20 protein-coding genes are annotated in these 24,185 nt (G+C 74.5%); 10 read left to right on the top strand and 10 right to left on the bottom strand.

Going from position 1 to position 24,185, the window contains the following annotated elements; translation table 11 throughout:
- Positions 1-32: 32 nt before the first annotated feature.
- Both ACJ9NR_RS06980 and yczE read right to left on the bottom strand, forming a co-directional pair.
- Positions 33-800: a glycerophosphodiester phosphodiesterase family protein gene (locus ACJ9NR_RS06980; RefSeq protein ID WP_412489179.1), complete on the bottom strand. Its 768-nt coding sequence runs from the start codon at positions 798-800 to the stop codon at positions 33-35.
- Positions 797-1,450, bottom strand: coding sequence for a membrane protein YczE (yczE, locus tag ACJ9NR_RS06975; protein WP_412489180.1), 654 nt, complete (start codon positions 1,448-1,450; stop codon positions 797-799). The genes ACJ9NR_RS06980 and yczE overlap by 4 nt, the downstream gene beginning before the upstream one ends.
- A gap of 99 nt (positions 1,451-1,549) precedes the next feature.
- On the opposite strand from yczE, the gene ACJ9NR_RS06970 reads away from it, so the two are divergent.
- Entirely contained in the window at positions 1,550-3,058 is a 1,509-nt protein-coding gene (locus ACJ9NR_RS06970) for an SCO1417 family PLP biosynthesis transcription factor (protein WP_412489181.1), read from the top strand.
- Positions 3,059-3,121: 63 nt separating this feature from the next.
- Here the strand turns inward: ACJ9NR_RS06970 and ACJ9NR_RS06965 are convergent, their stop codons facing one another.
- Positions 3,122-4,867, bottom strand: a complete 1,746-nt coding sequence (locus ACJ9NR_RS06965) for a hypothetical protein (RefSeq protein WP_412489182.1) — start codon at positions 4,865-4,867, stop codon at positions 3,122-3,124.
- A 40-nt stretch (positions 4,868-4,907) separates the two neighbouring features.
- On the bottom strand, positions 4,908-5,102 hold the full coding sequence (locus ACJ9NR_RS06960) for a hypothetical protein (RefSeq protein ID WP_016434155.1): 195 nt from the start codon (positions 5,100-5,102) through the stop codon (positions 4,908-4,910).
- A 260-nt stretch (positions 5,103-5,362) separates the two neighbouring features.
- Between ACJ9NR_RS06960 and ACJ9NR_RS06955 the strand changes: the two genes are divergently transcribed.
- The 5 genes from ACJ9NR_RS06955 (at position 5,363) to ACJ9NR_RS06935 (ending at position 10,806) form a co-directional block, all read left to right on the top strand.
- On the top strand, positions 5,363-5,755 hold the full coding sequence (locus ACJ9NR_RS06955; protein WP_412489183.1) for an ankyrin repeat domain-containing protein: 393 nt from the start codon (positions 5,363-5,365) through the stop codon (positions 5,753-5,755).
- A 301-nt stretch (positions 5,756-6,056) separates the two neighbouring features.
- Positions 6,057-7,475 (top strand): HEAT repeat domain-containing protein, encoded by a 1,419-nt coding sequence (locus ACJ9NR_RS06950; RefSeq protein WP_412489184.1) that lies wholly within the window; start codon positions 6,057-6,059, stop codon positions 7,473-7,475.
- A 186-nt stretch (positions 7,476-7,661) separates the two neighbouring features.
- On the top strand, positions 7,662-8,807 hold the full coding sequence (locus ACJ9NR_RS06945; RefSeq protein ID WP_412489185.1) for a glycosyltransferase family 4 protein: 1,146 nt from the start codon (positions 7,662-7,664) through the stop codon (positions 8,805-8,807).
- A complete protein-coding gene (locus ACJ9NR_RS06940) occupies positions 8,804-9,961 on the top strand; it encodes a glycosyltransferase (RefSeq protein ID WP_412489186.1) in 1,158 nt (385 codons plus the stop codon). Before ACJ9NR_RS06945 ends, ACJ9NR_RS06940 begins: the two co-directional genes overlap by 4 nt.
- Positions 9,958-10,806 (top strand): SGNH/GDSL hydrolase family protein, encoded by an 849-nt coding sequence (locus ACJ9NR_RS06935; RefSeq protein ID WP_412489187.1) that lies wholly within the window; start codon positions 9,958-9,960, stop codon positions 10,804-10,806. The genes ACJ9NR_RS06940 and ACJ9NR_RS06935 overlap by 4 nt, the downstream gene beginning before the upstream one ends.
- A gap of 84 nt (positions 10,807-10,890) precedes the next feature.
- On the opposite strand, the gene ACJ9NR_RS06930 is transcribed toward ACJ9NR_RS06935, so the two are convergent.
- From ACJ9NR_RS06930 to ACJ9NR_RS06910, 5 genes are read right to left on the bottom strand one after another with little or no spacing between them, the layout of a single operon-like run.
- The gene (locus ACJ9NR_RS06930; RefSeq protein ID WP_412489188.1) at positions 10,891-11,769 is read right to left on the bottom strand and encodes a 5-oxoprolinase subunit C family protein; all 879 of its coding nucleotides are present in this window, start codon (positions 11,767-11,769) and stop codon (positions 10,891-10,893) included.
- Positions 11,766-12,383, bottom strand: coding sequence for a 5-oxoprolinase subunit PxpB (pxpB, locus tag ACJ9NR_RS06925; protein ID WP_412489189.1), 618 nt, complete (start codon positions 12,381-12,383; stop codon positions 11,766-11,768). The genes ACJ9NR_RS06930 and pxpB overlap by 4 nt, the downstream gene beginning before the upstream one ends.
- Positions 12,380-13,138 (bottom strand): LamB/YcsF family protein, encoded by a 759-nt coding sequence (locus ACJ9NR_RS06920; RefSeq protein WP_412489190.1) that lies wholly within the window; start codon positions 13,136-13,138, stop codon positions 12,380-12,382. Before ACJ9NR_RS06920 ends, pxpB begins: the two co-directional genes overlap by 4 nt.
- 18 nt (positions 13,139-13,156) lie before the next feature.
- Positions 13,157-13,978: a putative hydro-lyase gene (locus ACJ9NR_RS06915; RefSeq protein ID WP_412489191.1), complete on the bottom strand. Its 822-nt coding sequence runs from the start codon at positions 13,976-13,978 to the stop codon at positions 13,157-13,159.
- On the bottom strand, positions 13,975-15,270 hold the full coding sequence (locus ACJ9NR_RS06910) for an MFS transporter (protein ID WP_412489192.1): 1,296 nt from the start codon (positions 15,268-15,270) through the stop codon (positions 13,975-13,977). Before ACJ9NR_RS06910 ends, ACJ9NR_RS06915 begins: the two co-directional genes overlap by 4 nt.
- A 169-nt stretch (positions 15,271-15,439) precedes the next feature.
- On the opposite strand from ACJ9NR_RS06910, the gene ACJ9NR_RS06905 reads away from it, so the two are divergent.
- From ACJ9NR_RS06905 to ACJ9NR_RS06890, 4 genes are all read left to right on the top strand, one after another.
- Positions 15,440-16,144, top strand: a complete 705-nt coding sequence (locus ACJ9NR_RS06905) for a GntR family transcriptional regulator (RefSeq protein ID WP_412489193.1) — start codon at positions 15,440-15,442, stop codon at positions 16,142-16,144.
- A 97-nt stretch (positions 16,145-16,241) separates the two neighbouring features.
- A complete protein-coding gene (locus ACJ9NR_RS06900; RefSeq protein ID WP_412489194.1) occupies positions 16,242-17,768 on the top strand; it encodes a hypothetical protein in 1,527 nt (508 codons plus the stop codon).
- Between the two features lie 52 nt (positions 17,769-17,820).
- Positions 17,821-18,708 (top strand): hypothetical protein, encoded by an 888-nt coding sequence (locus tag ACJ9NR_RS06895; RefSeq protein WP_412489195.1) that lies wholly within the window; start codon positions 17,821-17,823, stop codon positions 18,706-18,708.
- Positions 18,709-18,745: 37 nt separating this feature from the next.
- Positions 18,746-23,374, top strand: coding sequence for a hypothetical protein (locus ACJ9NR_RS06890; RefSeq protein ID WP_412489196.1), 4,629 nt, complete (start codon positions 18,746-18,748; stop codon positions 23,372-23,374).
- 75 nt (positions 23,375-23,449) lie between these two features.
- Here ACJ9NR_RS06890 and ACJ9NR_RS06885 read toward each other — a convergent pair whose 3' ends face one another.
- A complete protein-coding gene (locus ACJ9NR_RS06885) occupies positions 23,450-23,944 on the bottom strand; it encodes a hypothetical protein (RefSeq protein ID WP_412489197.1) in 495 nt (164 codons plus the stop codon).
- Between the last annotated feature and the right edge of the window lie 241 nt (positions 23,945-24,185).

Genomic DNA, 24,185 nt, shown 5'->3' with positions numbered 1-24,185 from the left:
GTGCGAAGGCTCGGGCCGGGCGCGCCGGGCGGTCAGAGCCAGACGCCGCGTTCTTCCATGACCTTGCGCAACGTGTCGATGTGATCGGTCATGATGCCATCCACTCCCAGGTCCAGGAGCCGGTGCATGCGGTCGGGCTCGTTGATGGTCCACACGTGCACCTGCAACCCGCGCGCGTGGGCGGTACGGACGAAGCGGCGGTCGACGACCTGGATGCCGGACTGCCACTCGGGCACCTGGGCCGCGACCGCGGAGGCGCGCAGCGCGGCCGGCACGCCCCAGGAACGCAGCCGCAGGTTGAGCACGCCCCGCGTGCCGTAGGACGTCGCCAGCCGCGGACCCGCCAGCCGCTGGGCGCGCATCACCCGTGCCTCGGAGAAGGAGCCCACGCAGACCCGGTCCCACGCGCGCGTGCGCTCGACCAGGTCCAGGAAGGGGTGCAGCGAGGTCTCCGCCTTGAGGTCGACGTTCCAGCGCACCTCGGGGAACGTCTCCAGCAGTTCCTCGAACAGCGGCACCGGTTCCCGGCCCGCCACGCGGGCCCGGCTCACGGTCCTCCACGGCAGGTCCGCTATGCGTCCCGCGCCGTCGGTGACCCGGTCCAGGGTCGCGTCGTGGAAGGCGACCAGCCTGCCGTCCGCCGTCGTGTGCACGTCGGTCTCGAGGTAGCGGTAGCCCGCCTCCACCGCCCGCCGGAACTGCAGCGCCGTGTTCTCCAGGCCGTCCGCGGCCCCGCCCCGGTGGGCGAAGGCGATCGGGCCGGGATGGTCGAGATAGGGGTGGCGCAGCGGCGAGGTCACGGACGCAGTATCGCCCCCCGCGGTTGCCCCGTGGCAACGACCGTGCTGCCGCCGGATGCCGACGGGACGTCGAACACCCGCAGGAACAGCTGGGCGAGCGGGCCGATGGACACCGCGTACAGGACCGTGCCGACACCGACGGTGCCGCCGAGGGCGAAGCCGGTCGCGACCACGGCCGCCTCGACCGCCGTCCGCATCAGGCGGATCGAACGTCCGGTGCGCCGGTGCAGGCCGGTCATCAGCCCGTCCCTCGGGCCCGGCCCGAAGCGGGCGGCGATGTAGAGCCCGGTCGCCGCGCCGTTGAGCAGGATGCCGGCCAGCAGGAGGGGGACCCGTACGGCCAGGGAGCGCGCGTCCGGTACGAGGGCGAGCGTGCCGTCCATGGCGAGGCCGACCACGAAGACGTTGGAGACGGTGCCGAGGCCCGGGCGCTGCCGCAGCGGGATCCACAGCAGCAGCACCGCCGCCCCCACGACGATCGACACGACCCCGATCGTCAGACCGGTCAGCTCGGCGAGGCCCTGGTGCAGCACGTTCCAGGGCTCCAGGCCCAGGCCCGCCTCGACCAGGAGCGCGGAACTCGCCCCGTACAGCGTCAGGCCGGCGTACAGCTGGATCAACCGCCGCCCGAGACGTTCCTTCGTGGACAAGAGATACCCCCGGTGGTCGCAGTGGCCTGACTCATGTCACCCTGTGGCTTGGGAAGAAGTGTGATCCAGGTCCAATTCGGGGAAGGTGGACTGATTTCCATGGCGCAGTGGACCTCGGCGATGGGTGCGGCACAGCTGGCGAGACTGCTGCACTCCCAGCAGGACCGGCCGGCGGGACCCGGCACGCGCCGTCCGCCCGCCTACCGGGCGCTGGCCGACGGCATCCGGCTGCTGGTGCTGGAGGGCCGCGTGCCGGTGGCCGCCCGGCTGCCCGCCGAACGCGAGCTGGCCCTGGCCCTGTCCGTCAGCCGCACCACGGTCGCGGCCGCCTACGAGGCGCTGCGCACCGAGGGCTTCCTGGAGTCCCGGCGCGGGGCCGGCAGCTGGACCGCCGTACCGGCCGGTAACCCGCTCCCCGCGCGCGGACTGGAGCCCCTGCCGCCCGAGGCACTGGGGTCGCTGATCGACCTGGGCTGCGCGGCCCTGCCCGCGCCCGAGCCGTGGCTGACACGCGCCGTCCGTGGCGCCCTGGAGGAACTGCCGCCGTACGCCCACACCCACGGCGACTACCCGGCCGGCCTCCCCGCGCTGCGCTCGATGATCGCCGACCGGTACACCGCGCGCGGGATCCCGACGATGCCCGAGCAGATCATGGTCACCACGGGTGCGATGGGCGCGATCGACGCGATCTGCCACCTCTTCGCGGGCCGCGGCGAACGCGTCGCGGTGGAGTCGCCGTCGTACGCCAACATCCTTCAGCTGATGCGCGAGACGGGCGCCCGGCTGGTGCCGGTGGCGATGGCCGGGGGACTGACCGGCTGGGACCTGGACCGGTGGCGGCAGGTGCTGCGGGACGCCGCGCCCCGGATCGCCTACATCGTCGCCGACTTCCACAACCCGACCGGCGCGCTCGCCGACGACGGCCAGCGGCGGCAGCTGGTGGAGGCGGCCCGCTCGGCCGGAACGGTGCTGATCGCCGACGAGACGATGAGCGAGCTGTGGCTGGACGAGGACCTCGAGCAGGGGGCGATGCCACGGCCCGTGTGCGCCTTCGACCCCGCCGGGTCCAGCGTCATCACCGTCGGATCGGCCAGCAAGGCCTTCTGGGCGGGGATGCGCATCGGCTGGGTGCGCGCGGCACCCGACGTGATCCGCAGCCTGATCGCCGCGCGCGCGTACGCCGATCTGGGCACACCGGTGCTGGAGCAGCTCGCCGTGAACTGGCTGTTCAGCACGGGGGGCTGGGAGCGCGCCGTCGAGGTGCGGCGCGGCCAGGCCCGGGAGAACCGGGACGCGCTGGTGGCCGCGGTGCGGCGGGAGCTGCCCGACTGGGAGTTCGAGGTGCCCAAGGGCGGGCTGACCCTGTGGGTACGCACGGGTGGCCTGTCCGGCTCGCGGCTCGCCGAGGTGGGGGAGCGGGTCGGGGTGCGGGTGCCCTCGGGGCCGCGGTTCGGGGTCGACGGTGCCTTCGAGGGGTACGTGCGGCTGCCGTTCACCGTGGGGGGCGCGGTGGCCGAGGAGGCGGCGGCGCGGCTGGCGGCGGCGGCGCGGCTGGTGGAGAGCGGGGCCGCGGCGGGCGGCGAGACGCCGCGGACGTTCGTGGCGTAGACCGGCTTGCTCGGCGCAAGGCCGCGGCGGAGCGGGAGGGCCGCCGCAGAGCCGGCGGGGGTCTTACTGCGTCTCCGCCGCCACGGCTTGCGCCGACACCCGCTCCGGGCCGTCCGGCTCCTCGTCGGCGGGGGCGGCCTTCGCCAGGTCGACGGGTTGTCTCTCCGTGGCCGCGGACGGTTTCTCCAGGGCGACGGGCCGCGTCTGCACGGCCACGGGTTCCTTCTCCGGGCCGACCCGCTCCGGGTCGGCACCCTGCGCGTCGGCGTCCCCCGCCCGGACGTCCTCCGCCTCGGCCGGCACCGTTCGCGGTGGCAGCAGGGCCAGCACCGCCTCGCGGTCCGCGTCGCTCGTCTCGTCGTCGTAGGGGTCCGGGGTCGAGGGGACCTGCAGCCTGTGCACGGGGCCCGCGCCGAGGCGGGCGTAACCGCGGCCGGGCGGGACGTCGACGGCCGGGGTCGTGGCCGGCAGCGCGCCGAGGACGCCGGCCAGCTGATCGGCCGTGGCGGGGCCGAGGACGACCCGCGCGCGCGTGTGCTGCCGTACGGCGTCGCTCAGCGCGTCCGCGTTGTCGAACTGGTCGGCCACCACCACCGTGACGTTCGCCGCGCGGCCGTGCCGGAGCGGCACCTGGAGCAGGGACTGCGGGTCCTTGCGGCCGTCCGCGGCGGCGAGGTGGGCGAAGGCGCTCGGACGGTCCAGGAGGATCCACAGGGGACGCCTGGTGTCCGGTGGGGAGGGCAGGCCCGCCTGACGGGCGCGGTTGGCGGTGAGCAGCCGGCGCTCCGTCTCGTTGGCGGCCCACTCCAGGGTCGCCAGCGCGCCGGACAGGCCGCACTCGACGGCCAGCACCCCCGCGCGGCCGGCCAGGCACGCGTACTCGCCGGTGCCGCCCTCGATGATCACCACGTCGCCGTGCTGAAGCGCCTGGAGGGCGATGCAGCGCAGCAGGGACGTGGTGCCGCTGCCCGGCTGGCCCATGATCAGCAGGTGCGGCTCGGTGGAGCGGACACCGGTGCGCCAGACGACCGGCGGGACGTCGCGCCGCTCCTCGCCGTGGGTGAGCGGAAGCGTGCGCCGGACCTGGGTGGGGTCGGTGAAGCCGAGGACCGTCTCGCCGGGCGCCGTGACGAACCGCTGGGCGGCGATGTCGGTGGGCAGCGGGGGAAGGACCGTGACGGTGAGCCGGTTGCCCTCTTCGTCCCACGCGAAGTGGTATTCGCGGCCGCGGCCCGACTTGGTGTGCAGCAGCTGCTCGATGCGGGTGCGGGAGTCGATCTCGCCGTCGGTGAAGTACGCCGGGTAGCGGATCACGAGGTGGGTGACGCGGCCCGCCTCGTCGAACTCGTAGGCCGGGAACGCCTTCTCCCACTCGCCGCCGTGGGCGTAGAGGGGGGAGGGGTCCCCGGCCAGCGAGAAGTACGGGACCAGGGCCTCGTACAGCGATTTCAGGCGCCGGCACTGGGACTCGCCGGGCCCTTCGGGCTCCGGTGGCCTGCGCTGCTCCCTGCCCTGCCAGGCTGCCGCCGCCATCACGGTGATGACGGCGAGCAGCGGGCCGTACGGCACGAGTACCACGACCAGGACCACCGAGGCCGCCAGGAACAGCAGCGGTCCGCGCCGGTCCTGGGGTGTGTCGGCCCACTTGCGCCGCCCGGCGGCTGCCAGCCGGCGCAGACCACGGGTGACCGAGATCAGCGGGTGGAGGACGTCGGTGGCGCTGTCCGCCGCCGTCCGGGCCAGTTCCCGGCCCCGGGCGATCTGCGCGCTGCCTGTGCTCAGGATGCGGGGGAGGGGGCGCCGGGCCACGGATGTCTCCTGTTGGTGCGTACGGGCGGGACGGGCGGTGTCAGAACTTGATGCCGCCGAGGAGGCTCGCGAGGCTCTCGCCGCCGGCCTTGATGCTCGGGGCGATGGCCGTACTCGCGAGATAGAAGCCGAACAGGGCCGAGACCAGGGCGTGCGACGCCTTGAGCCCGTCCTTGCGGAAGAAGAGGAAGACGATGATGCCGAGCAGGACCACGCCGGAGATGGACAAGATCATTTCAGTTCTCCTGGTTCACGGGGACAGTCACCATGAGTACTTCCAGGATCACAGCATGTATCCATACTATAAAAGGGGCAATTGGGTGAATTCTGGAGTTTTTCCCCCGGAAGGCCGTGTCGTCGCGCGGGTGCCGAGGGGGTTTTGTGCATTCGGTCTGTTCTGTGGTGATCCTTACCTCTTGTGAGTCGGCTCATGTGCCGCCCGAGCCAGTACCCTGGCGATTCACCTGAACGGTTGCACGGAAGGCGGTCCTGCCGATGAGCGAAGCCCCCGACCCCGAGGTCGTGGAGCTGGCGACCAAGATCTTCGATCTGGCCAGGCGGGGACGGACCGAGGAACTCGTGGCGTACGTGGACGCGGGCGTTCCGGCCAACCTCACCAACGACCGCGGTGACTCACTCGTGATGCTGGCGGCGTACCACGGGCACGCCGACGCGGTGCGGGCGCTGCTCGCCCGCGGCGCGGAGGGCGACCGGATCAACGACCGGGGCCAGACCCCGCTCGCCGGAGCCGTCTTCAAGGGTGCGGAGGACGTGATCGAAGTCCTCCTGGAGGGGGGTGCCGATCCGGCCGCGGGCACACCGTCGGCCGTCGACACGGCGCGCATGTTCGGCAAGGCGGAACTGCTCGACCTGTTCGGCGCACACTGATCCGTATGTCCTGACCAGCGAGAACACGAGAAACGGGGGAGGCGGTAAAGGGCCGCCGAAATTTCGGTCGCGGCGGGCCGAAGTGCCGAGTCATCATGACGTCGTGGTTCACGGACGCGATGGCTGGGCAGGTGTTGCCGCACCGCGCGGACCGTGATCCGGTCCGTGAGGGCCACTGACGAGAGGCAGAGGAAGATGGTCTACAGCAAGCAAGAGACGGCGGGCGCCCCGACGTTGTGTCACGCGGCCAGGTAACGCGTGTTCCCCGGTTGCGTCGACGCTTGATGTGAGGCTGTTTCCCATGTTCGATCCGGTCATAGCGCCCAGCGGTACCCTGCTCGGCCTCCTGCAGAGGGGGCGAGGCGACGGCACGCTGCACGCACTCACCGCACCGCGCGCCGAGGCGCTCGCGGCACTGAACCACTGTGTGCTCCGCGACCCCCGCCACGACTGGCAGGTGGAGAACCGCTCCCTCTACTACGCCCGTCTCTACCTCGACCTGAACGGCGGGCTGGACGAGATCGAGGCGCACCTCTTCGACGTCGAGGACGTCTTCGACACCGAGGAGTCCCGCACCGGGCTCGCCCTGGCCGTGCTCGGCCATCTCGCCTCCTACGGCAGGCGGGACGCGCTGGAGCTGCTGCGCAGGTACGCGGCCTCCGGCGCCAACTGGGCCTGGGCCCTGGACGAGCTGGCCCTCAGGGACGACGACGCGGGGCTGCGCGCCCTGGCCGCCCCCGTGCTGGCCCGCTTCGCCACCGACGCCGAGGGCGAGGCCGAACTGGCCGCCGTCGTGCGCGACGCCTTCGAGCCCCGGCCGTGGCGGCTGTGGGCCGAGGACCCGCGCGAATCGATCGCCACGCGCGTGCGTGCCGCTCAGGAGACCGGCTGTTTCGACCGCTGGCAGCGGCAGATGCGACCTACCGGGCCCCGTCCGGGGTGGAGCGTGCGGGCCGTGTTCGAGTGGGCCCAGCAGGGCGTCGAGCGCGGTGCGGCCCTGCACGTCCCGGCCGCCCGCTGCCTCACGGCGGTGGCCGGACCCGAGGACCGGCCCGAGATCGTGCGGGCCGCCGAGGACGGCACCGACGGAGCCCGGTGCACCGCGCTGCGCTACCTCGCCGACAGCAACGACCCGGACGCCCTCGACCTGATCGACGCGGCCGTGCTGACGGGCTCGCCGGCCGTCGTGGAGGCCGCGGTGGACGCCTTCGAGCGGATGCGCAGCGTCGCCGCCGTCGACCGGGCCCGCGGCTGGGCCCGCCGGCCCGACGCCCTGGGCGCCGCCGCCGGCCGCATGCTCGCCTGCCGGGGCGGCGTCGAGGACAAGGACCTGGTCCTCGCCGCACTGCGCGAAGCCGTACGGGGCGGGGGGCCGGACGCCCCGACCCTGTGGACCCTCGTCGACGGCACCGGGCGCCTCGGCATCGTCTGCGCCACCCCGGTCCTGCGCCACATCTACCGTGAGACGGCCTCCTCCCACCTCCGCGGCAGGGCCGCCCGCGCTCTGGCCGCCACCGACCCCTCCTTCCCGGCCGGATTCGCCGTCGAGTGCCTCTGGGACTGCGAGGAGACCACCCGCGAGATCGCCGCCCGGCACGCCGAGACCGGTGACGCACGCGTCGTCGAACGGCTGCGCCGGCTCGCCGCCGATCCGGCCGAGGAAGCCGAGGTGCAGACAGCGGTACGGAGCCGGATCGCACCCGACGAACCCGTCGCGTGAGCCGGCCCCGCCGAGATCGTCCGAGCGGCGGCACGGCTGCCGGGTGAACGACGGGTGACCCATGGGTCAGACGGTCATGGACACGGCCTGACCTGCACGGGTGTGCGGGGGAACGCTCACGGGACGTTCCTCGCCCGGAAAGATCCACGTTGACGCGACCACGTCCGGTACGGTGAGAACACCGGTATGCGTGTCGTCATCGTGACCGAATCCTTTCCCCCCGATGTGAACGGCGTGGCCCACTGCGCGCTCCAGACCGCCCGGCACCTCGTAGATCGCGGTCACCTCCCGCTCGTCGTCGCTCCGGCCTCCACCGCCCTCGTCGGCCGGACCGGTACCGGGCCCGACGCCGAGGCACCCTGCCCCGTCGTCCGGATCCCCTCCCTCCCGCTCCCGGGCTATCCCCAGGTCCGTGTCGCCCTGCCCAGCCGCCGCCTCGCCGCGGCCGTCGCCGAGCACCGGGCCGACATCGTGCACCTGGCCAGCCCCTTCGTCCTCGGCGTCCGCGGCATGGCCGTCGCGGCCCGGCTGGGCGTGCCGGCCGTCGCCGTCTACCAGACGGACCTCGCCGGCTACGCCCGCACCTACATGGGCGCCGGCGAGGCCGCGGCCTGGCGGCGCATCCGCTCCGTCCACTCCGCCGCCGACCTCACTCTCGCCCCCTCCAGCGCCTCGGTGCGCGACCTGCGCGACCACGACGTGCCCAGGGTCGGACTGTGGCCCCGCGGCGTGGACACCGTCCGTTTCCGCCCCGGCCTGCGCGACGAGGCACTGCGGCGCGACCTCGCCCCGAACGGCGAGGTGATCGTCGGATACGTCGGCCGGCTCGCCCCCGAGAAGCACATCGAGCTCCTGGCCGGTGTCTGCGGCCTCCCAGGGGTGAAGGTCGTCGTCGTGGGCGACGGCCCGAGCCGGCCGAGCCTCACCGAGGCGCTGCCGGGCGCGGTCTTCCTCGGCCGCCGCGTCGGCGACGACCTCGCCCGGATCTACGCCTGTCTGGACGTCTTCGCGCACACCGGTCCCTTCGAGACCTTCTGCCAGACCGTGCAGGAGGCCATGGCCAGCGGCGTTCCCGTGGTGGCGCCCGCCGCCGGCGGCCCCCTCGACCTCGTCGCCCACGGGCGCACCGGTCTGCTGGTACCGCCCCGTGACGCCGACGCCGTACGGGACGCCGTGGCGTCGCTGGTGACCGACCCGGCCCGCCGGACCGCCTTCGGCGGCACCGCGCGCGCCACCGTCGAGGGCCGCACCTGGGCGGCCGTCGGCGATCAGCTCATCGCCCACTACGCCGACCTGCTCGTCGCGCGGAAGAAGGCGGCGGTGGCCGCATGAGCGCTCTGCGGATCGTGCGGCTGGCGAACTTCGTCGCCCCCGCGTCCGGCGGCCTGCGCACCGCCCTGCGCGAGCTGGGCAGGGGCTTCAGGCAGGCCGGCCACGAGCCCGTGCTGATCGTGCCCGGCGAACGCGCCGACGACCGCGACACCGAGCAGGGGCGCGTCATCACCCTGCCCGGGCCGCTGCTGCCCGGCACCGGCGGATACCGCGTGCTCACCGACCGGCGGCGGGTGGCCCGGCTGCTGGAGGAGCTCGCGCCCGACCGCCTGGAGGTCTCCGACCGCACGACCCTCCGGTGGACCGGAAAGTGGGCGCGGCGCGCCCGGGTCCCCGCCGTGATGGTCTCCCACGAGACCGCCGACGGCGTGCTGCGCACCTGGGGACTGCCGGAGCGGGCGGCCCGGCGCGCCGCCGACGCCCTCAACAGCCGCACCGCGCACACGTACGCGCGCGTGGTGTGCACCACCGAGTTCGCCGAGCGGGAGTTCGTGCGGATCGGCGCCCGCAACGTCGTACGCGCTCCCCTGGGTGTCGACCTGGTGGAGCGGCACCCCGCACTGCGTGATCCCGGGCTTCGCGCACGGTACGCGCGTGCGGGCGAGGCACTGATCGTCTGCTGCACCCGGCTGTCGGTGGAGAAGCGGCCCGGCACGGCCCTGGACGCTCTGGAGGCGCTGCTGCGGCGGGGCGGGCGGGCGGTGCTGGTGGTGGCCGGGGACGGGCCGCTGCGCCCGCGGCTGGAACAGCGCGCGCGGGAGCGCGGTCTGCCGGTCACCTTCCTCGGACACGTCTCCGACCGCACCGCGCTGGGCACCCTCCAGGCCTGCGCCGACGTGTGCCTGGCGCCCGGGCCCGCCGAGACGTTCGGACTGGCCGCACTGGAGGCCATGGCCTGCGGCACGCCCGTGGTGGTGAGCACCTCCTCCGCGCTGCCCGAGGTGATCGGGTCCGCGGGAGCCGTCGCGGCGGACCACGGGGACGCCTTCGCGGACGCCGTCGACATCCTGCTCGGCCTTCCCGAGCGGGAGCGGCGCGAGGCCGCACGCGCGCGTGCGGAGTGCTTCGGATGGAGCACGGCCGTGGACGCCTTCCTCGCCGCGCACGACGCGACGGTGCCGGTGCGTCCCGGCACGCCCGGGAGCGCGGCATGAGACCGGTGCGTTTCGTCTCGCTCGGGGACTCGCTGACCGAGGGCGTGGGCGATCCCGCCGCCGACGGCTGGCGCGGCTGGGCCGCGCTGCTCGCCGACGGGCTGGCCGAGGACCGCGTCGAGTTCACCAACCTCGCGGTGAGCGGTGCCCAGACCCGCGAGGTACGGGAACTGCAGACGCCGGCCGCTCTCGCGCTCGGGCCGGACATCGCCTCCGTGGTCATCGGCGTCAACGACACCCTGCGCTGCACGTTCGACATCCGTGCCGTCGCCGAACGGCTCGACGAGGTCTACGCCGCCTTCACCGGGCAGGGCGCGACCCTGCTCACGGCCTGTCTGCCCGACCCCGGCTGGATGCTCGGGCTCCCGGGTGCGCTGGCCCGTCCGCTGGCCCGGCGGCAGCGGGCGGTCAACCGGGTGGTGCACGCGCTGTCCGACCGCTACGGGGCCGTCCACCTGCACGCGGCCGAGGCCGACTGGATCGCGGACCGTGCGATGTGGAGCGCGGACCGGCTGCACCCGGGGGAGCGGGGCCACCGGCAGCTGGCGGTGCGCTTCCACGCGCTGCTGGTGGAGGATGGCCGGGCGACCGGCACGGCCCCCTCACCCGAACCGGAGCTCCCCGCCCCCACCACGTCGGCGAGCCTGCTGTGGCTGGCCACGGCGGGCACCGCGTGGGTGGCACGGCGGTGCACGGACCTGCTGCCGCAGCTGCTGCGGCTCGCGGCGGACGAGATCGGGCACCGGGCGCGGGGGACGAGCGCGCGGCTGGACGTACGGGCCGCCGCCGCGGTGTCCGCCGCGCTGGCCGCGGTGCCGGCCGTCGAGCAGGCCGACGCGGTGTAGGGCTCGGCGGGGGAGGGGGACGGGTGGCCGCACGTCGTGGTCCGGTGCGGTCCGCCGCGCCGGGCCGGGCGGATCCGCGCGCCCCTAGGGACGCCGGCGGCTGCGTACGGCGACGAAGCGGACCGGTGTGCCCGGTGCCGCCTGGGCCGCCGCGGGGAGGTCCTCCGGGCGGACGACCGCGATCACCGGGTAGCCCCCGGTGGTCGGATGGTCCGCCAGGAAGACGACCGGCCGGCCGTCCGGGGGGACCTGGATCGCGCCCAGGACCATGCCCTCGCTGGGGAGTTCGCCCGGCAGGGCGCGGTCGAGGGCGGGCCCCTCGGTGCGCAGGCCGATGCGGTTGCTGGCCGAGGAGACGCGGTACGTGCGGGACGTGAAGGTGCGAAGGGCCTCCGGGGTGAACCACTCCGCGCGTGGGCCCGGCGTCACCCGCAGGACCAGCTCGGCCGGGGGAGCCGGCTGCGGAGCGACGTCCACGCGCGCGCGGACGTCGCCCGGCGCCCCCAGGGGGATCACCGTGCCGTCCGCGAGCGGGGGCGGGCCGAGGCCCGAGAGGAGGTCCGTGGAGCGGCTGCCCAGGACCGGTTCGACCGCGATGCCGCCGGCGACGGCCAGATAGCCGCGGACCCCGGAGAGGGCCGCCCCGACGTCCAGGAGCGTGCCGGCGGGCACCCGCACCGGCGCTCCCCAGGCGACCGGCCGTCCGTCGGCCGTGACCGCGCACGGGGCGCCCCCGACCGCCACCGTGACCGTCGAACGCGGCCGTACGGCACAGCCGTCGAGGGTCGTCTCCAGGACGGCCGCCCCGGGCGGGTTGCCCACCAGGCGGTTGACGAGCGCCGCGGCGGGGGAGTCGAGTGCCCCGGAGCAGGGCACGCCGAGGTGCGCGTGCCCGGGACGGCCACGGTCCTGCACGGTGGTCAGGGCACCGGCCCGTACGACGACGAACGCCCGGTCCGTCATGAGCCGGCCACCGGGACGAAGCGCACCCGCGTGCCGGGCGACAGCAGCGCGGCCGGTACCCGCGCGTGGTCCCACAGCACGGCCTCGGTGCGGCCGATCAGCTGCCAGCCGCCCGGCGAGGAGCGTGGGTACACCCCCGTGTACGGGCCGGCCAGCGCCACCGAACCGGCCGGGACCGCCGTGCGCGGGGTGGCCCGGCGCGGGACGTCGTAGCGCCGCGGAAGGCCCGTGAGGTAGCCGAAGCCGGGGGCGAACCCGCAGAAGGCGACGGTGAATTCGGTGTCCGCGTGGATGCGCCGCGCCTCGTGCGCGGTCACCCCCCAGTGCGCGGCGACCGCGGCCAGGTCCGGGCCGTCGTAGTGCACCGGGATGTCGATCACCTCACGCGCGCGCGGGGGAGCGGGCGGCGGCTGCCAGGAGGTCAGTTCGGACGCCAGCCGGGCCGGGTCGTCGAGGCCGTCGAGCAGCACGGTGCGGGCCGCCGGGACGATCTCGCGCACGGTGAGCAGGCCCTCCGCGCGGCGGCGCAGCAACTCCGCGTGCAGGGCCCGCGCTTCGTCCCCGCAGGACAGCTCGACCAGCAGGGCCCGGTCGCCGACGGGCAGCGCCCTCATGCGAAGGCCTCCACCCGGACTCCCGAGTCCTGCAGGCGCCGCCGGACCAGCCGGGCCAGTTCCACGGCGCCCGGCGTGTCCCCGTGCAGGCACAGGGAACGCGCGCGTACGTCGACCGCCGCTCCGCAGTGGGAGGTGACCGTGCCGAAGCGGGCCAGGTCCACGGAGCGCTCCGCGACCGCCTCCGGATCGGTGACCACGGCGCCGTCGTGGCCGCGCGGCACGAGCGTGCCCTCGATGGTGTAGGCGCGGTCCGCGAACGCCTCCGTCACGGCCGGCAGGCCCGCCTTGCCGGCGTGCTCCAGCAGCCGCGACCCGGGCAGGCCGAGCACGGGCAGCGTGGCGTCGGCGAGCAGCACCCCCTCCACGACCGCGCCGGCCTGCTCCTCGTCGTGCACGACGCGGTGGTAGAGCGCGCCGTGCGGCTTGACGTACGACACGCGCGTGCCCGCCGCGCGCGCGAAGACCTCCAGGGCGCCGATCTGGTACGCGACTTCGGCCGCGAGCTCCGCGGGCGGCACGTCCATCGCGCGCCGCCCGAACCCGGCCAGGTCGCGGTAGGAGACCTGGGCGCCGATCCGCACGCCGCGCCCGGCCGCGAGCTCGCACACCCGCCGCATGGTGGCGGCGTCCCCGGCGTGGAAGCCGCAGGCCACGTTGGCGCTGGTGACGACGGACAGCAGTTGCTCGTCGTCGGTCAGCCGCCAGCGGCCGAAGCCCTCGCCGAGGTCGGCGTTGAGATCGATCGACGTCATGGGTGCCTCGGTCTCCTCTCAGGCCACGCGGTACTGCTCGTCGCGGGCGTCGGTCAGGAACATCTGGCCCGGTGCGTGCGTGATGGCGAAGGGCGGGCGCGAGGCCATCACGGCCGCCTGCGGGGTCACGCCGCAGGCCCAGAAGACCGGGATGTCGTCCGGCTCGGCGTCCACCGGCTCGCCGAAGTCGGGCCTGCGCAGGTCGTCGATCCCGAGCACCGAGGGCGGGCCGCAGTGCACGGGGCTGCCGTGCACCGCGGGGAGCAGGCTGCTCTCCCGCAGCGCGGCCGTCAGGTGCTCCGGCGGCACCGGCCGCATGGACACCACCAGCGGGCCGTGCAGCCGCCCGGCGGGGCGGCACTGACGGCTGGTCACGTACATCGGGACGTTGCGGCCCTGCTCGACGTGGCGGATCGGGACGCCCGCCGCGGCGAGCGCCCACTCGAAGGTGAAGCTGCAGCCGATGAGGAACGACACCAGGTCCCCGCGCCAGTACGCGCGCACGTCCGTCGGCTCGTCCGCCAGCTCCCCGTCCCGCCAGACGCGGTAGCGCGGCAGGTCGGTGCGCAGGTCGGCGCCGTCCGCGAGGACCGTGGTGAAGTCCCCGGCGTCGGTGACGTCCAGCACCGGGCAGGGCTTGGGGTTGCGCTGGCAGAACAGCAGCGTGTCGTAGGCCCAGTCGGCGGGCACCGAGATCAGGTTGACCTGGGTGTGGCCGGCCGCCACCCCGGCGGTGGGGCCGGCGAGCCCCTTCCGGAAGCGGGCCCGGGCGGATTTCGGGCTCCACGCGTGCGCGTGCTCGTCGACGACGGTCAGCGGGCGGTCCTCCGTGCGGTTCACGCCAGTTCCCTTCCGCGGGTCTCCGGCAGCCCGAGCAGGGCCAGTGCCGCCACGCCGTAGCCGATCGCGCCGAACACCAGCGCACCGCCCACGCCCCAGCTGTCCGCCAGGAAGCCGACCGCCGTGGGGAAGACGGCGCCCACGGCGCGACCGGTGTTGTACGTGAAGCCCTGTCCCGTGCCGCGCACGGCCGTCGGGTAGAGCTCGCTCAGGTAGGAGCCGAAGCCGCTGAAGATCGCCGACATGCAGAACCCGAGCGGGAAGCCGAGCACCAGGAGCAGGGAGTTGGCGCCCTGCGGGATGTTCGCGTACGCCAGGATGCACACGGCCGACAGCAGCGCGAACAGCCAGATGTTGCGCCTGCGGCCCAGCCGGTCGGTGAGGTAGCCGCCGGTCAGATAGCCGAGGAAGGCGCCGGAGATCAGGAGGGTCAGGTAGCCGCCCGTACCGACGACCGACAGACCGCGATCGGTCTTCAGATACGTCGGCACCCAGGTGGCGAGCGTGTAGTAGCCGCCCTGGACACCGGTGGAGAGCAGCCCGGCGAAGACCGTGACGCGCAGCAGACCGGGCTTGAAGATGGCCGTGAAGGCGCCCTTCCGCGCGCTCTTCTCGCGTACGGCGGCGGCCTCCGGGGCGTCGTGCACACGGCGCCGCACCCAGATCACCAGCAGCGCGGGCAGTGCGCCGGTCCAGAACATGACGCGCCAGGCCAGGTCGTCGCCGGCGAAGGAGAAGACCACGGTGTAGACGATCGCGGCCAGCGCCCAGCCCGCGGCCCACGAACTCTGGACCGCGCCGAGCGTACGGCCCCGGTGCCGGGTGCTCGCGTACTCGGCGACGAGGATCGCGCCGACGGCCCACTCGCCGCCGAAGCCGAGGCCCTGCAGGGCGCGGAAGACCAGCAGCGTCTGGTAGTCGGGCGCGAAGCCGCAGGCGACGGTGAAGACCGCGTAGGTGACCACCGTGATCATCAGTGCCCTGACCCGGCCGAACCGGTCGGCCACCACCCCCGCGAGGGCGCCGCCGACGGCGGACACCACCAGCGTCACGGTCGTGAACAGGCCGGTCTGGCCGCTGTCGAGGCCGAAGTACGCGGCCAGCGCGACCATGCTCAGCGGCAGCGTGAAGTAGTCGTACGAGTCCAGGGCATAGCCGCCGAAGGCGCCCGCGAAGGCGCGGCGGCCGCGCGGTCCCAGGGCGCGCAGCCAGCCCAGCGCGCCGTCGTCCGGGGCGCGTTCGTCCGGGCCGGGCTGTGTGCTCAGGGCCTGCGGTGAGGGGGTCGTGCTCATGTGCACCTCGCAGTGGGAGGACGGAGGGTGCTTCAGGTGTGAGCCGTGCCGTGCGGGAGTGACCGGCGCCGCGGGGAGGCGGCGCCGTGAAGAGCAACGTAGAGGATCGTTGAACGATCCTTCAATACCCACGTTGTTTCGTTCTTGTATCTGCGATTGAATTCCGGGCATGGCAGAGCAGTTGCACGGACTTGCCGACGACCGCGCCCTCCTGGGGCGCACCAGCACCGCCGAGCGGGTCTCGGACATCCTCAGGGGCCGTATCTCCGAGGGCTTCTTCCCGCCCGGGACCCGGCTGTCGGAGGACAGCATCGGCGGTGCGCTCGGGGTCTCCCGCAACACGCTGCGCGAGGCGTTCCGGCTGCTCACCCACGAGCGCCTGCTCGTCCACGAACTCAACCGGGGTGTCTTCGTCCGGGTCCTGACCGTCGAGGACGTCGAGGACATCTACCGCACCCGCCGGCTCGTCGAGTGCGCGGTCGTCCGCGGGCTGGGCGAGCCGCCCTACGACCTCGGCGCACTCGCCCAGGTCGTCGAGGAGGGGCAGCGCGCGGCGCGCGAAGGTGACTGGAAAGCGGTGGGTACCGCCAACATCCACTTCCACCGTGAACTGGTGGCCCTCGCCGGCAGTGCCCGCACCGACGAGCTGATGCGCAGCGTCTTCGCCGAACTCCGGCTCGCCTTCCACGTCGTGGACGACCCGAAGCGGCTCCACGAGCCCTACCTGGCCCGCAACCGCCAGATCCAGCTGGCCCTGCAGTCCGGGGACCGGACGGCCGCCGAAGAGATGCTCGCGGTGTACCTGGACGACTCACTGGAACGCGTGGTCGACGTCTACCGCCGCAGGGTGGGGGAGGGCGAAGCCCTGCTGTGAAGCGGGGCGGACCTCCCCGCGGCCGCCGCGCGCTCCCGGCAGCGCCGTTCCGTGCCCGTTTGGGCCGTTGTCAGACCGAGGACCTAGTCTGTGCACCGTGACTTCGCCTGCACCGACGGACAGCGTTCCGCCCCAGCTCAGCGCGGGGCCGCGCCCCGCGCCGGGCCCGGCCGCCGACGAAGGACTGGCGCGGCGCCTGCGCGCGCTCGCCTGCACCGCACCGCTGCACGACCTCGACGCCCGCAAGGCCAACCTCGCGGGCGAGTACTCGGTGTACGGCATGGCCGAGGTGGCCCTCGCCGCCATCGACCTGGTCACCCTGAACATGGACTTCGACACGGGCGCGGACCGCGACCAGATAGTCGCCCGTCTCATCCCGCGCATCGCCGCCCAGGCGCCGCGGCGGCCGGTCGCCGAGCACGAGCGCGTGGCCCGCTGGGTCCTGGAGAACCTGATCAACGTCGGCAGCGTGGACCGCGGCTTCCGGGCCGTCTACGGCACGTTCACCACCGACGGCAGCTACGTCCGCCGTGACTACGACTTCAAACTGATCGAGGAGGTGCCGGGCCCCGGCGGCAGCGTCTACCTCCGCACGACGGACGAGGCGGTCAACGTCCTGGTCGGCGCCCTGGACACGGATGTCACCAGCGCCCAGATCGCCGCCGAGGTCAAGCTGGAGGTGCTGATCAACCGGGGCCGGCTCGCCGACGCCCAGCTCGCCGCCGAACAGGCCAGGTACCGCACGGTGCAGTACTCGGAGACGCTGCGCCGCGCCCTGGAGGCGACCCGGCGCAACGTCCGCGCGGTGGACTGGCTGAACGCCGTACCGGACATGATCGCCGAGGCGCTGGACCACGTCGCCGACCGGTACCGCCACGAGAACGCGATCCTCACCAACATCCGCAAGGCGCGCGACGAGACGGAGGACGCGGAGCACAAGCGGCGCGCGGCCGAGCTCGTGGACATCGTGAAGGACTGCATCCGCAGGCATACGCAACTGCAGTCCCGGCTGCTGGAGGCCGGGCCGCTGTTCCGCGCGGAACAGGACCGGCAGGCCTTCGCCACCCCCATGACGTCCTCGGGGACAGACCTGTACGGGCACCTCCTCGCCCCGATCCTGCCGCTGCCGCTGGAGCGGTCCGTGCGCGTCACGGACGCCTTCTTCGCGCGCGGGACCGGGCTGCGCACGCCGGTCTCCGTCCGCGTGTCGGACCTCGTCGACATCCTGCTGACGCCGCCGGTCGAGCGGGAGCACCTGGGCGCCGAGATGCCGGAGCCGGATCTCATCGCCACACCGGACGACAGCCGCTTCAGCGAGGAGCAGCTGGCCGCGGCGACCGAGCTGCTCGATCTCCCGGCGGACGCGCCGCGCAGACTCTCCGGCCTGCTGGCCGAGGCGCGGCGCCGCGACCCCGACCTGCCCTACCTCGTGGCCCTGCTGGCCGTCCACGCGGCCAGCCCGCCCGTGGGGACGGCCTACCGCCAGGGCGAGGCGAAGCTGCTGTTCGCCGTGGACGACGGGACCCGGCTGGAGGACCCGGAGTTCGGCGGTGCCGACCTGATCGTGGGGACGGCCCTGCTGGACGCGGCGGGGATGGCGGCCGACAGGACGGAGGCGGCGTGAACCGACCCGGGCACCGCACGGACCGGTGTGAGAGCAGCAAGGAGCGACAGCCGTGACCGAGCACGTCGAGTGGAGCGAGCCGGGGACCGGCGTGGCGCCGGTCCCCGCCGCCGTCACGCCCGCCGACGCCGCCGACGCCGCGCGGCTCGTCGCGTTCGGGCTGCAGCCCAAGCTGCAGCCCGCGCGTGACCAGGAGTACACCGAGCTGCTGCGCCGCTACCGCGAGGACCCGCCGTTCGCGCGGCTCGCGGACGCCGTGGCCACCGGGCTCGGGCTGGTGGTGCTGGAGGTGTCCCCGCGCGCGGGGATGGCCGTGACGGCGGCCGAGGACTCGGTGTTCGCCGTCCGCATGAGCGACTACGCACGCCGCACGTCCGCCGACGGCTCGGACCGCTTCCTGCACGGTCTGGCCCATCTCGCCATCGCCGCCATGGCGTTCCCGCGCCCCGAGGACCTCGCCGACGACGGCTACGTCGGGCGCGTGACCGTCAACGGCGTCGACACCTTCGTACGCCAGGCCTGCCGCCGCCTGGAGGAGCGGGCCGCGGAGCGCGGGGACAACACCGACCCGGCCACCGACGCGCCCGGCCTGGAGGCCGCCTGGCGGATCTGGATCAGACGCAGCGCCACCGGTGCCACCAAGGACGCGCGCAGACTCGCCGGTTCGACCACCGGCATCGTCGGCAAGGCCGCCGCGTTCCTGACCGACTCCGGCTTCCTGCAGCGCACCGGCGACGACAACGGCGGTACGTACCGCACGACGACCCGCTACCAGCTCCAGGTACGGGACATGGCGGGCAGCGCCGCGATGACCGAACTGCTGGAGCTGGGCGTGGTCCCGGTGACCGACGGCACGCCGACCCTGGTGCCCGCCGACGACACCGACGCGGCGGAACCGGTGGCCGACGCCGGGCTGCCGTTCCACTCGTCCCACTCCTGAACTCCCCCCTCCTGCCGAAGACTTACGAGAGTCCGCCATGTACGAGCTGTCCCGGGTCCGCCTCTACTCCATCGGCCCCGCCGGCGCGCGCTACGCCGACACCGTGCTCGACCTGCGCGGCGTCGGTGAGCCGGTGCCCACCCCGGCGCCCACCCAGGCGGAGTTCTTCGAGGAGGAGCCGGTCGGCCCGCCGCGCCGCCCCGCGCCCGCCGGCGTGCTCTTCCTGGAGAACGGCGGCGGCAAGTCCGTGCTGCTGAAGCTGATCTTCTCCGTGATGCTGCCGGGCCATCGCAACACCCTCGGCGGCGCCAGCTCCGGCGTGCTGCGCAAGTTCCTGCTCGCCGACGACTGCGGGCACGTCGCCCTGGAGTGGCAGCACACCCTGACCGGTGAATGCGTCGTGGTCGGCAAGGTCAGCGAGTGGCGCGGGCGGCAGGTCTCCAACGACCCGCGGAAGTTCGCCGAGGCCTGGTACTCCTTCCGGCCCGGGCCCGGGCTGTCCCTGGACAGCCTCCCCGTCGCCGAGACCACCGCCGTGCGACCGATCGCCGAGGGGCAGTCGGGCGCGCGGGGCCGCCGGCGCACCATGAAGGGATTCCGCGACGCCCTCACCGAGGCGGGCAAGGCCTACCCCCACCTGGAGGTGCACTGGGAGGAGATCCACGACCGGTGGATCGAGCACCTCGGCGACCTCGGCCTCGACCCCGAACTCTTCCGCTACCAGCGCGAGATGAACGCCGACGAGGGCGAGGCGGCCGGGCTCTTCGCGGTCAAGAAGGACTCCGACTTCACCGACCTGCTGCTGCGCGCCGTTACCGACACCAGGGACACCGACGGGCTCGCCGACCTGGTCAGCGGCTTCGGCAACAAGCTCGGCCGCAGGGCCGAGCTGATCGCCGAACGGGACTTCACCGCCGGGTCGGTGGACCTCCTCGGACGGATCGTCGAGGCCGCCGGGACGCGCGCCCGCGCGCGCGAGGTCCACACCGGCGCCGAGCGCCGCACCCGCGCGCTGGCCCGGCGGCTGTCCGCCCGGGGCGCGCAGGAGCGCCTCCGGGCGGCCGACCTCGCCCAGCGCGTCACCGCGGCCGCCTACGCGGTCACCCACGCCGAGGGCGCCCGGCAGCGCGCCGCCCTGATCGCCGCCGAACTCGCCTACCGCCACGCGTCCTTGGCGCTCAGCGCCGCCGAGAAGTCCGCGGCGGCGCAGAAGCGCGAGCTCGCCGACGCGCGCACCCTGCACTCCGCCTGGCAGGCCGCCGAGGCCGTGCTGCGCCACCGCGCCGCCGCCGACCGCGCCGCGCGGGTGGCCGCCGCGATCCAGGAGGCCGAACGGGACGCCGCTCCCGCCCTCGCCGCCCGCGCCAGGGCCGCCGTGGACCTCGTACGGGCCCTGCACGCGGCGGCGGAGCGCGCCGAGAGCCTGGCCAACGAGGAGGAGGAGCGCTCCGCCGCCCTGCAGGAGGCCGGCGAGGCCGCCCACCGTGATGCGACCGCCGCCGCCACGGAGGCACAGCGGGCCCGCAGCGAGATCGGGCATCTGCGGCAGCGCCTGACCGAGGTCGAGCAGGAGACCGCCGAGGCGGTGCGCGCCGGCTGGCTCGACGACAGCGCCCCCGACGCCGACCCGGCCCGCGCCGCCCTCGCGGCCAGCGACGCCGAGAAGACGGCGGTCGCCGCCTGGGACACGGCACGGGAGGCGTCGCGCAGGGCCACGGAGCACGCGCGCGAGGCGGCCTCGGCGGAATCCCGTGCGGAGCTGACGGCGGCGCGTGCGGCGGACGCGGCCACGGCGGCCCAGCGGTCCTACGAGGCCGAGCGCCGCACCGCCGAGTCGCTGGCCGCGGAGGAGCGGCTGGCGGAGCTGCTGAGCGTCACCGCCGACGACGCGCGCCCCGCGGTTCCGCGCCCCAGGGACGCGGCCCTGAGCGACCGGGCGGCCCTGAGCCCCGAGGAGCTCGACCGCTTCGCCGACGAGCTGCGCGAGCTGCTCGAGGACTCCGTCTCCTCCGCCGAGCGGCAGCTCTTCGATCTGCGCACCGCGGCGGCCGACGACTCCCGGATCCTCGGCGCGCTCGGTGACGGCGGGCTGCTGCCGCCCGGGCCGGACGTGCTGGCGACCGTGGAGTTCCTCGGGGAGCACGGCATCCCGGCACTGCCCGGCTGGCGTTACCTCGCCCAGGCCGTGGACCCGGCCGACCACGCGCGCGTGCTCGCCGCCCGGCCGGAACTCGTCGACGGCGTGATCATCACCGACCCCGGCACCCACGGCCGTGCCCGCGAGGCCCTCGTTGACGCGGCGCTGCTGCCGCGCTCCGCCGTGGCCGTCGGCACCGCCGCCGCCCTGCTCGCGCCCACCCCGGCCGCGGAGTCGGGCGACGGCGGCGTCTTCCTCGTACCGCCGAACCCCGCGATGCACGACGAGCACGCCGCCGACGAGGAGCGGCAGGCGCTGCGCGCGCGGGCGGCCGAGCGGGACGAGGAGATCAGGTCGCTCGCCGCGCGTCTCGGCAAGGACCGGGAGCTGGCGGCGCGGCTCGCCTCCTGGCGCACCGGCTGTCCGGCCGGGCGGCTCGTCGAACTGGGGCAGGCCGCGCACGACGCGCGCGCGTTCGCCCAGGAGGCCGAAGCCGAGCTGGCCGAGGCACGGGCGGTGCGCGCCGAGGCCGACGAGGGCGCCGCCGAGGCCGCGCGGATGCGCGACGAGCGGCAGGAGGCCGCCCAGCAGGCCCGGCGCTCGGCCGACGCCCTCGCCGGGCTCGCCTTCCGGCTGCGCGAGCGGGCCGGCTGGCAGGTCAAGCTGCGTGAACTGGCCGACGAGGGCGCCGAGTCGGAGGCCCGCGCCCAGGCCTGCCTGGAGCGCGCCCGCGCCGCCGACGAGGACCGCCGCGGCGCCCAGCGCGCCGCCGACGACGCGCGCCGCACGGCCCGCGCCCTGCGCGCCGAGCGCGCCGAGATCGCGGGCGCTCCCGATGACGTGCCGGAGGCGGAGGGCGACGGCTCGGAACCGACGTCGTCACTGCCCGCCCTGCGCGAGGCCTATCGCGCCGCCTCCCAGGTCTACGAGAAGGTCGGCGTCGGCGCCGACCTGCGGGCCGAGCAGGCACGCGCCGAGAGTGACGAGAGCGCGGCCCGCGCGGAGCTGGACCGGCTCAGCAACAAGGTCCGCACCCGGGCGGAACAGCTGCTGCAGTCCCCGGACGGCTCCGACGGGCCCTCACGGCAGGCCGCCGCGGCGCGGGCCGAGGAACTCGTGCAGCTTCTGGAGACCCGGATGTCGACCGCGAGCGAACAGCTCGGGCGGCTGCGCGGCGAGGCCGAGCGGCACGCGCCCGAGGAGGGCGGGGCACACACCGAGCTGCCCGAGGAGCGGCAGCCGCGCGACGCGGAGCACGCACAGGCGCTGCTGCGCACGGCGACCGCCGAACTCGCCTCACGCACCGAGGCGTTGAGCGAGGCCCGGGAGGCGCACGCCGAACTCCTCGACGCCCACCGCGTGGCCGAGGACGCCGCCGGCGGCTTCGACGAGATCGCCGCGATGCTCCGCGACCTGCTGCGCGAACACCTCTCCGACGACGAGCAGGAGGAGCCGGAGCCGTACCCCGGCAGCCTGGAGGAGGCCCGGCACGCGGCCGCCGACGCCCGCCGCTCCCTGCGCGGCTGCGCCGCCGACCTGTCGGCCGCCGAGGCCGCCGTGCGGGAAGCCAGTGACGTCCTGGTCCGGCACGCCAACTCCACGCGCTACGAACAGGTCCGCACCCCCGCACGGCAGCAGATCCGCGAGCTGCCCGCCTCCGCGCTGCCCGAGCACGCCCAGAAGTGGGCGGACGCCTTCGCACCCCGGCTCCGGGTCCTGAGCGACGAGTTGGCACAGCTGGAGCGGAACAGGGACTCCATCGTGGACCGGCTGCGCGGACTCGTGGAGTCGGCGCTGGCCACCCTGCGGTCCGCCCAGCGGCTCTCCCGGCTGCCCGAGGGGCTGGGCGAGTGGTCCGGGCAGGAGTTCCTGCGCGTCCGCTTCGAGGAACCCGACCAGGCCACGCTCACCGAGCGGCTCGGCGAGGTGATCGACGAGGCCACCCGGGCCGCCGTGAGGAAGAACTCCGACCTGCGGCGCGACGGCATGTCCCTGCTGCTGCGAGGCGTCGGCGCGGCGCTCCAGCCCAGGGGCGTCGCCGTCGAGATCCTCAAGCCGGATGCCGTGCTGCGTGCCGAGCGGGTACCCGTCGGGCAGATGGGCGACGTGTTCTCCGGCGGCCAGTTGCTCACCGCGGCGATCGCCCTGTACTGCACCATGGCCGCGCTCCGCTCCAACGACCGGGGCCGCGACAGGCACCGGCACGCCGGCACGCTGTTCCTCGACAACCCCATCGGGCGCGCCAACGCCACCTATCTGCTGGAGCTCCAGCGGGCGGTGTCCGACGCGCTCGGCGTCCAGCTGCTGTACACCACCGGCCTGTTCGACACGACCGCGCTGGCGGAGTTCCCGCTGGTCATCAGGTTGCGCAACGACGCCGACCTGCGGGCGGGGCTGAAGTACATCAGCGTGGAGGAGCACTTGCGTCCGGGCCTGCCGCAGCAGACCCCGGCCGGGGACGGTGAAGGGGCGCACAGCGAGATCACGGCCACCCGGATGTTCAAGCGGCCGGCTTCCACCACCCCCTGAGCGAAACGGCCCAGGACGACCCGCGAGCGGCACGGTTCGAGAGCGCCCTCCGAGCGGTCCGGTGTGCGGCAGGGCTCAGGGGTGCGACAGCCTGCCGGTGCCGCCGCGCCTGCGTATGCGGGCCTGCGCCCGCTCGGTGGCCCTCGCCTGCCGCCGGGCCCGGCGGCGCTCGCGGCGCAGGGCCCGGGCGGTGCTGCTCGGGTCCGACACCACGCCGTAACGCTGGTTCCAGACCTGGCGGGTCACCCACACGTCGAGAGCGCCCCAGGTGGCCACCACGGTGCTGACGATGCTGCTGATGACCATCGGGAAGGCCAGCCAGGACCCGGCCATCGTGCAGAAGAAGGCCACCATCGCCTGGATCAGCGTCACGGAGATGATGATCACCGCACGCACCGCCGCCGTCCGGACCGGATCGGGCAGCCGGCGCCGGCGGGCCGGCTCCTCGACCCACAGGACCCGGCGCTCCTCTGCCGGAATGTCGCGATCCGGCGCCTCAGGACCCCGTCGCACCGCCGATCGCGCCCCCGCACCGTCCCCGGGCGCCACGCGCCGCTCCGCCGTCCCCATCAACGTGTCACTCCCCACCGCCGCAGACTGCTCGCCCGCACCTGTTGGCACGGCCTTCCCAGTGGCTGCCCGGCTTGCGTTGTTTTACGCCGCCCAAGTGCCGGATGCCGCTCATGCGGCCCGATTCCGCGCATCTCCCGTTGGGAGGACGAACGGGGCGACCTGAAGATTCCCCCCGAGCGTGTGTTTCCGGCCAATCAGTGGATCGGACCGGCAGGGGGAGTTTCGCCCCTCGTGGAGG

The organism is Streptomyces sediminimaris (genome assembly GCF_047049295.1).
In the GTDB taxonomy this organism is placed as follows: Bacteria; Actinomycetota; Actinomycetes; order Streptomycetales; family Streptomycetaceae; genus Streptomyces; species Streptomyces sediminimaris.
Note: the sequence above shows the minus strand (reverse complement) of the source record. Positions and strands in the feature narration are given on the sequence as shown.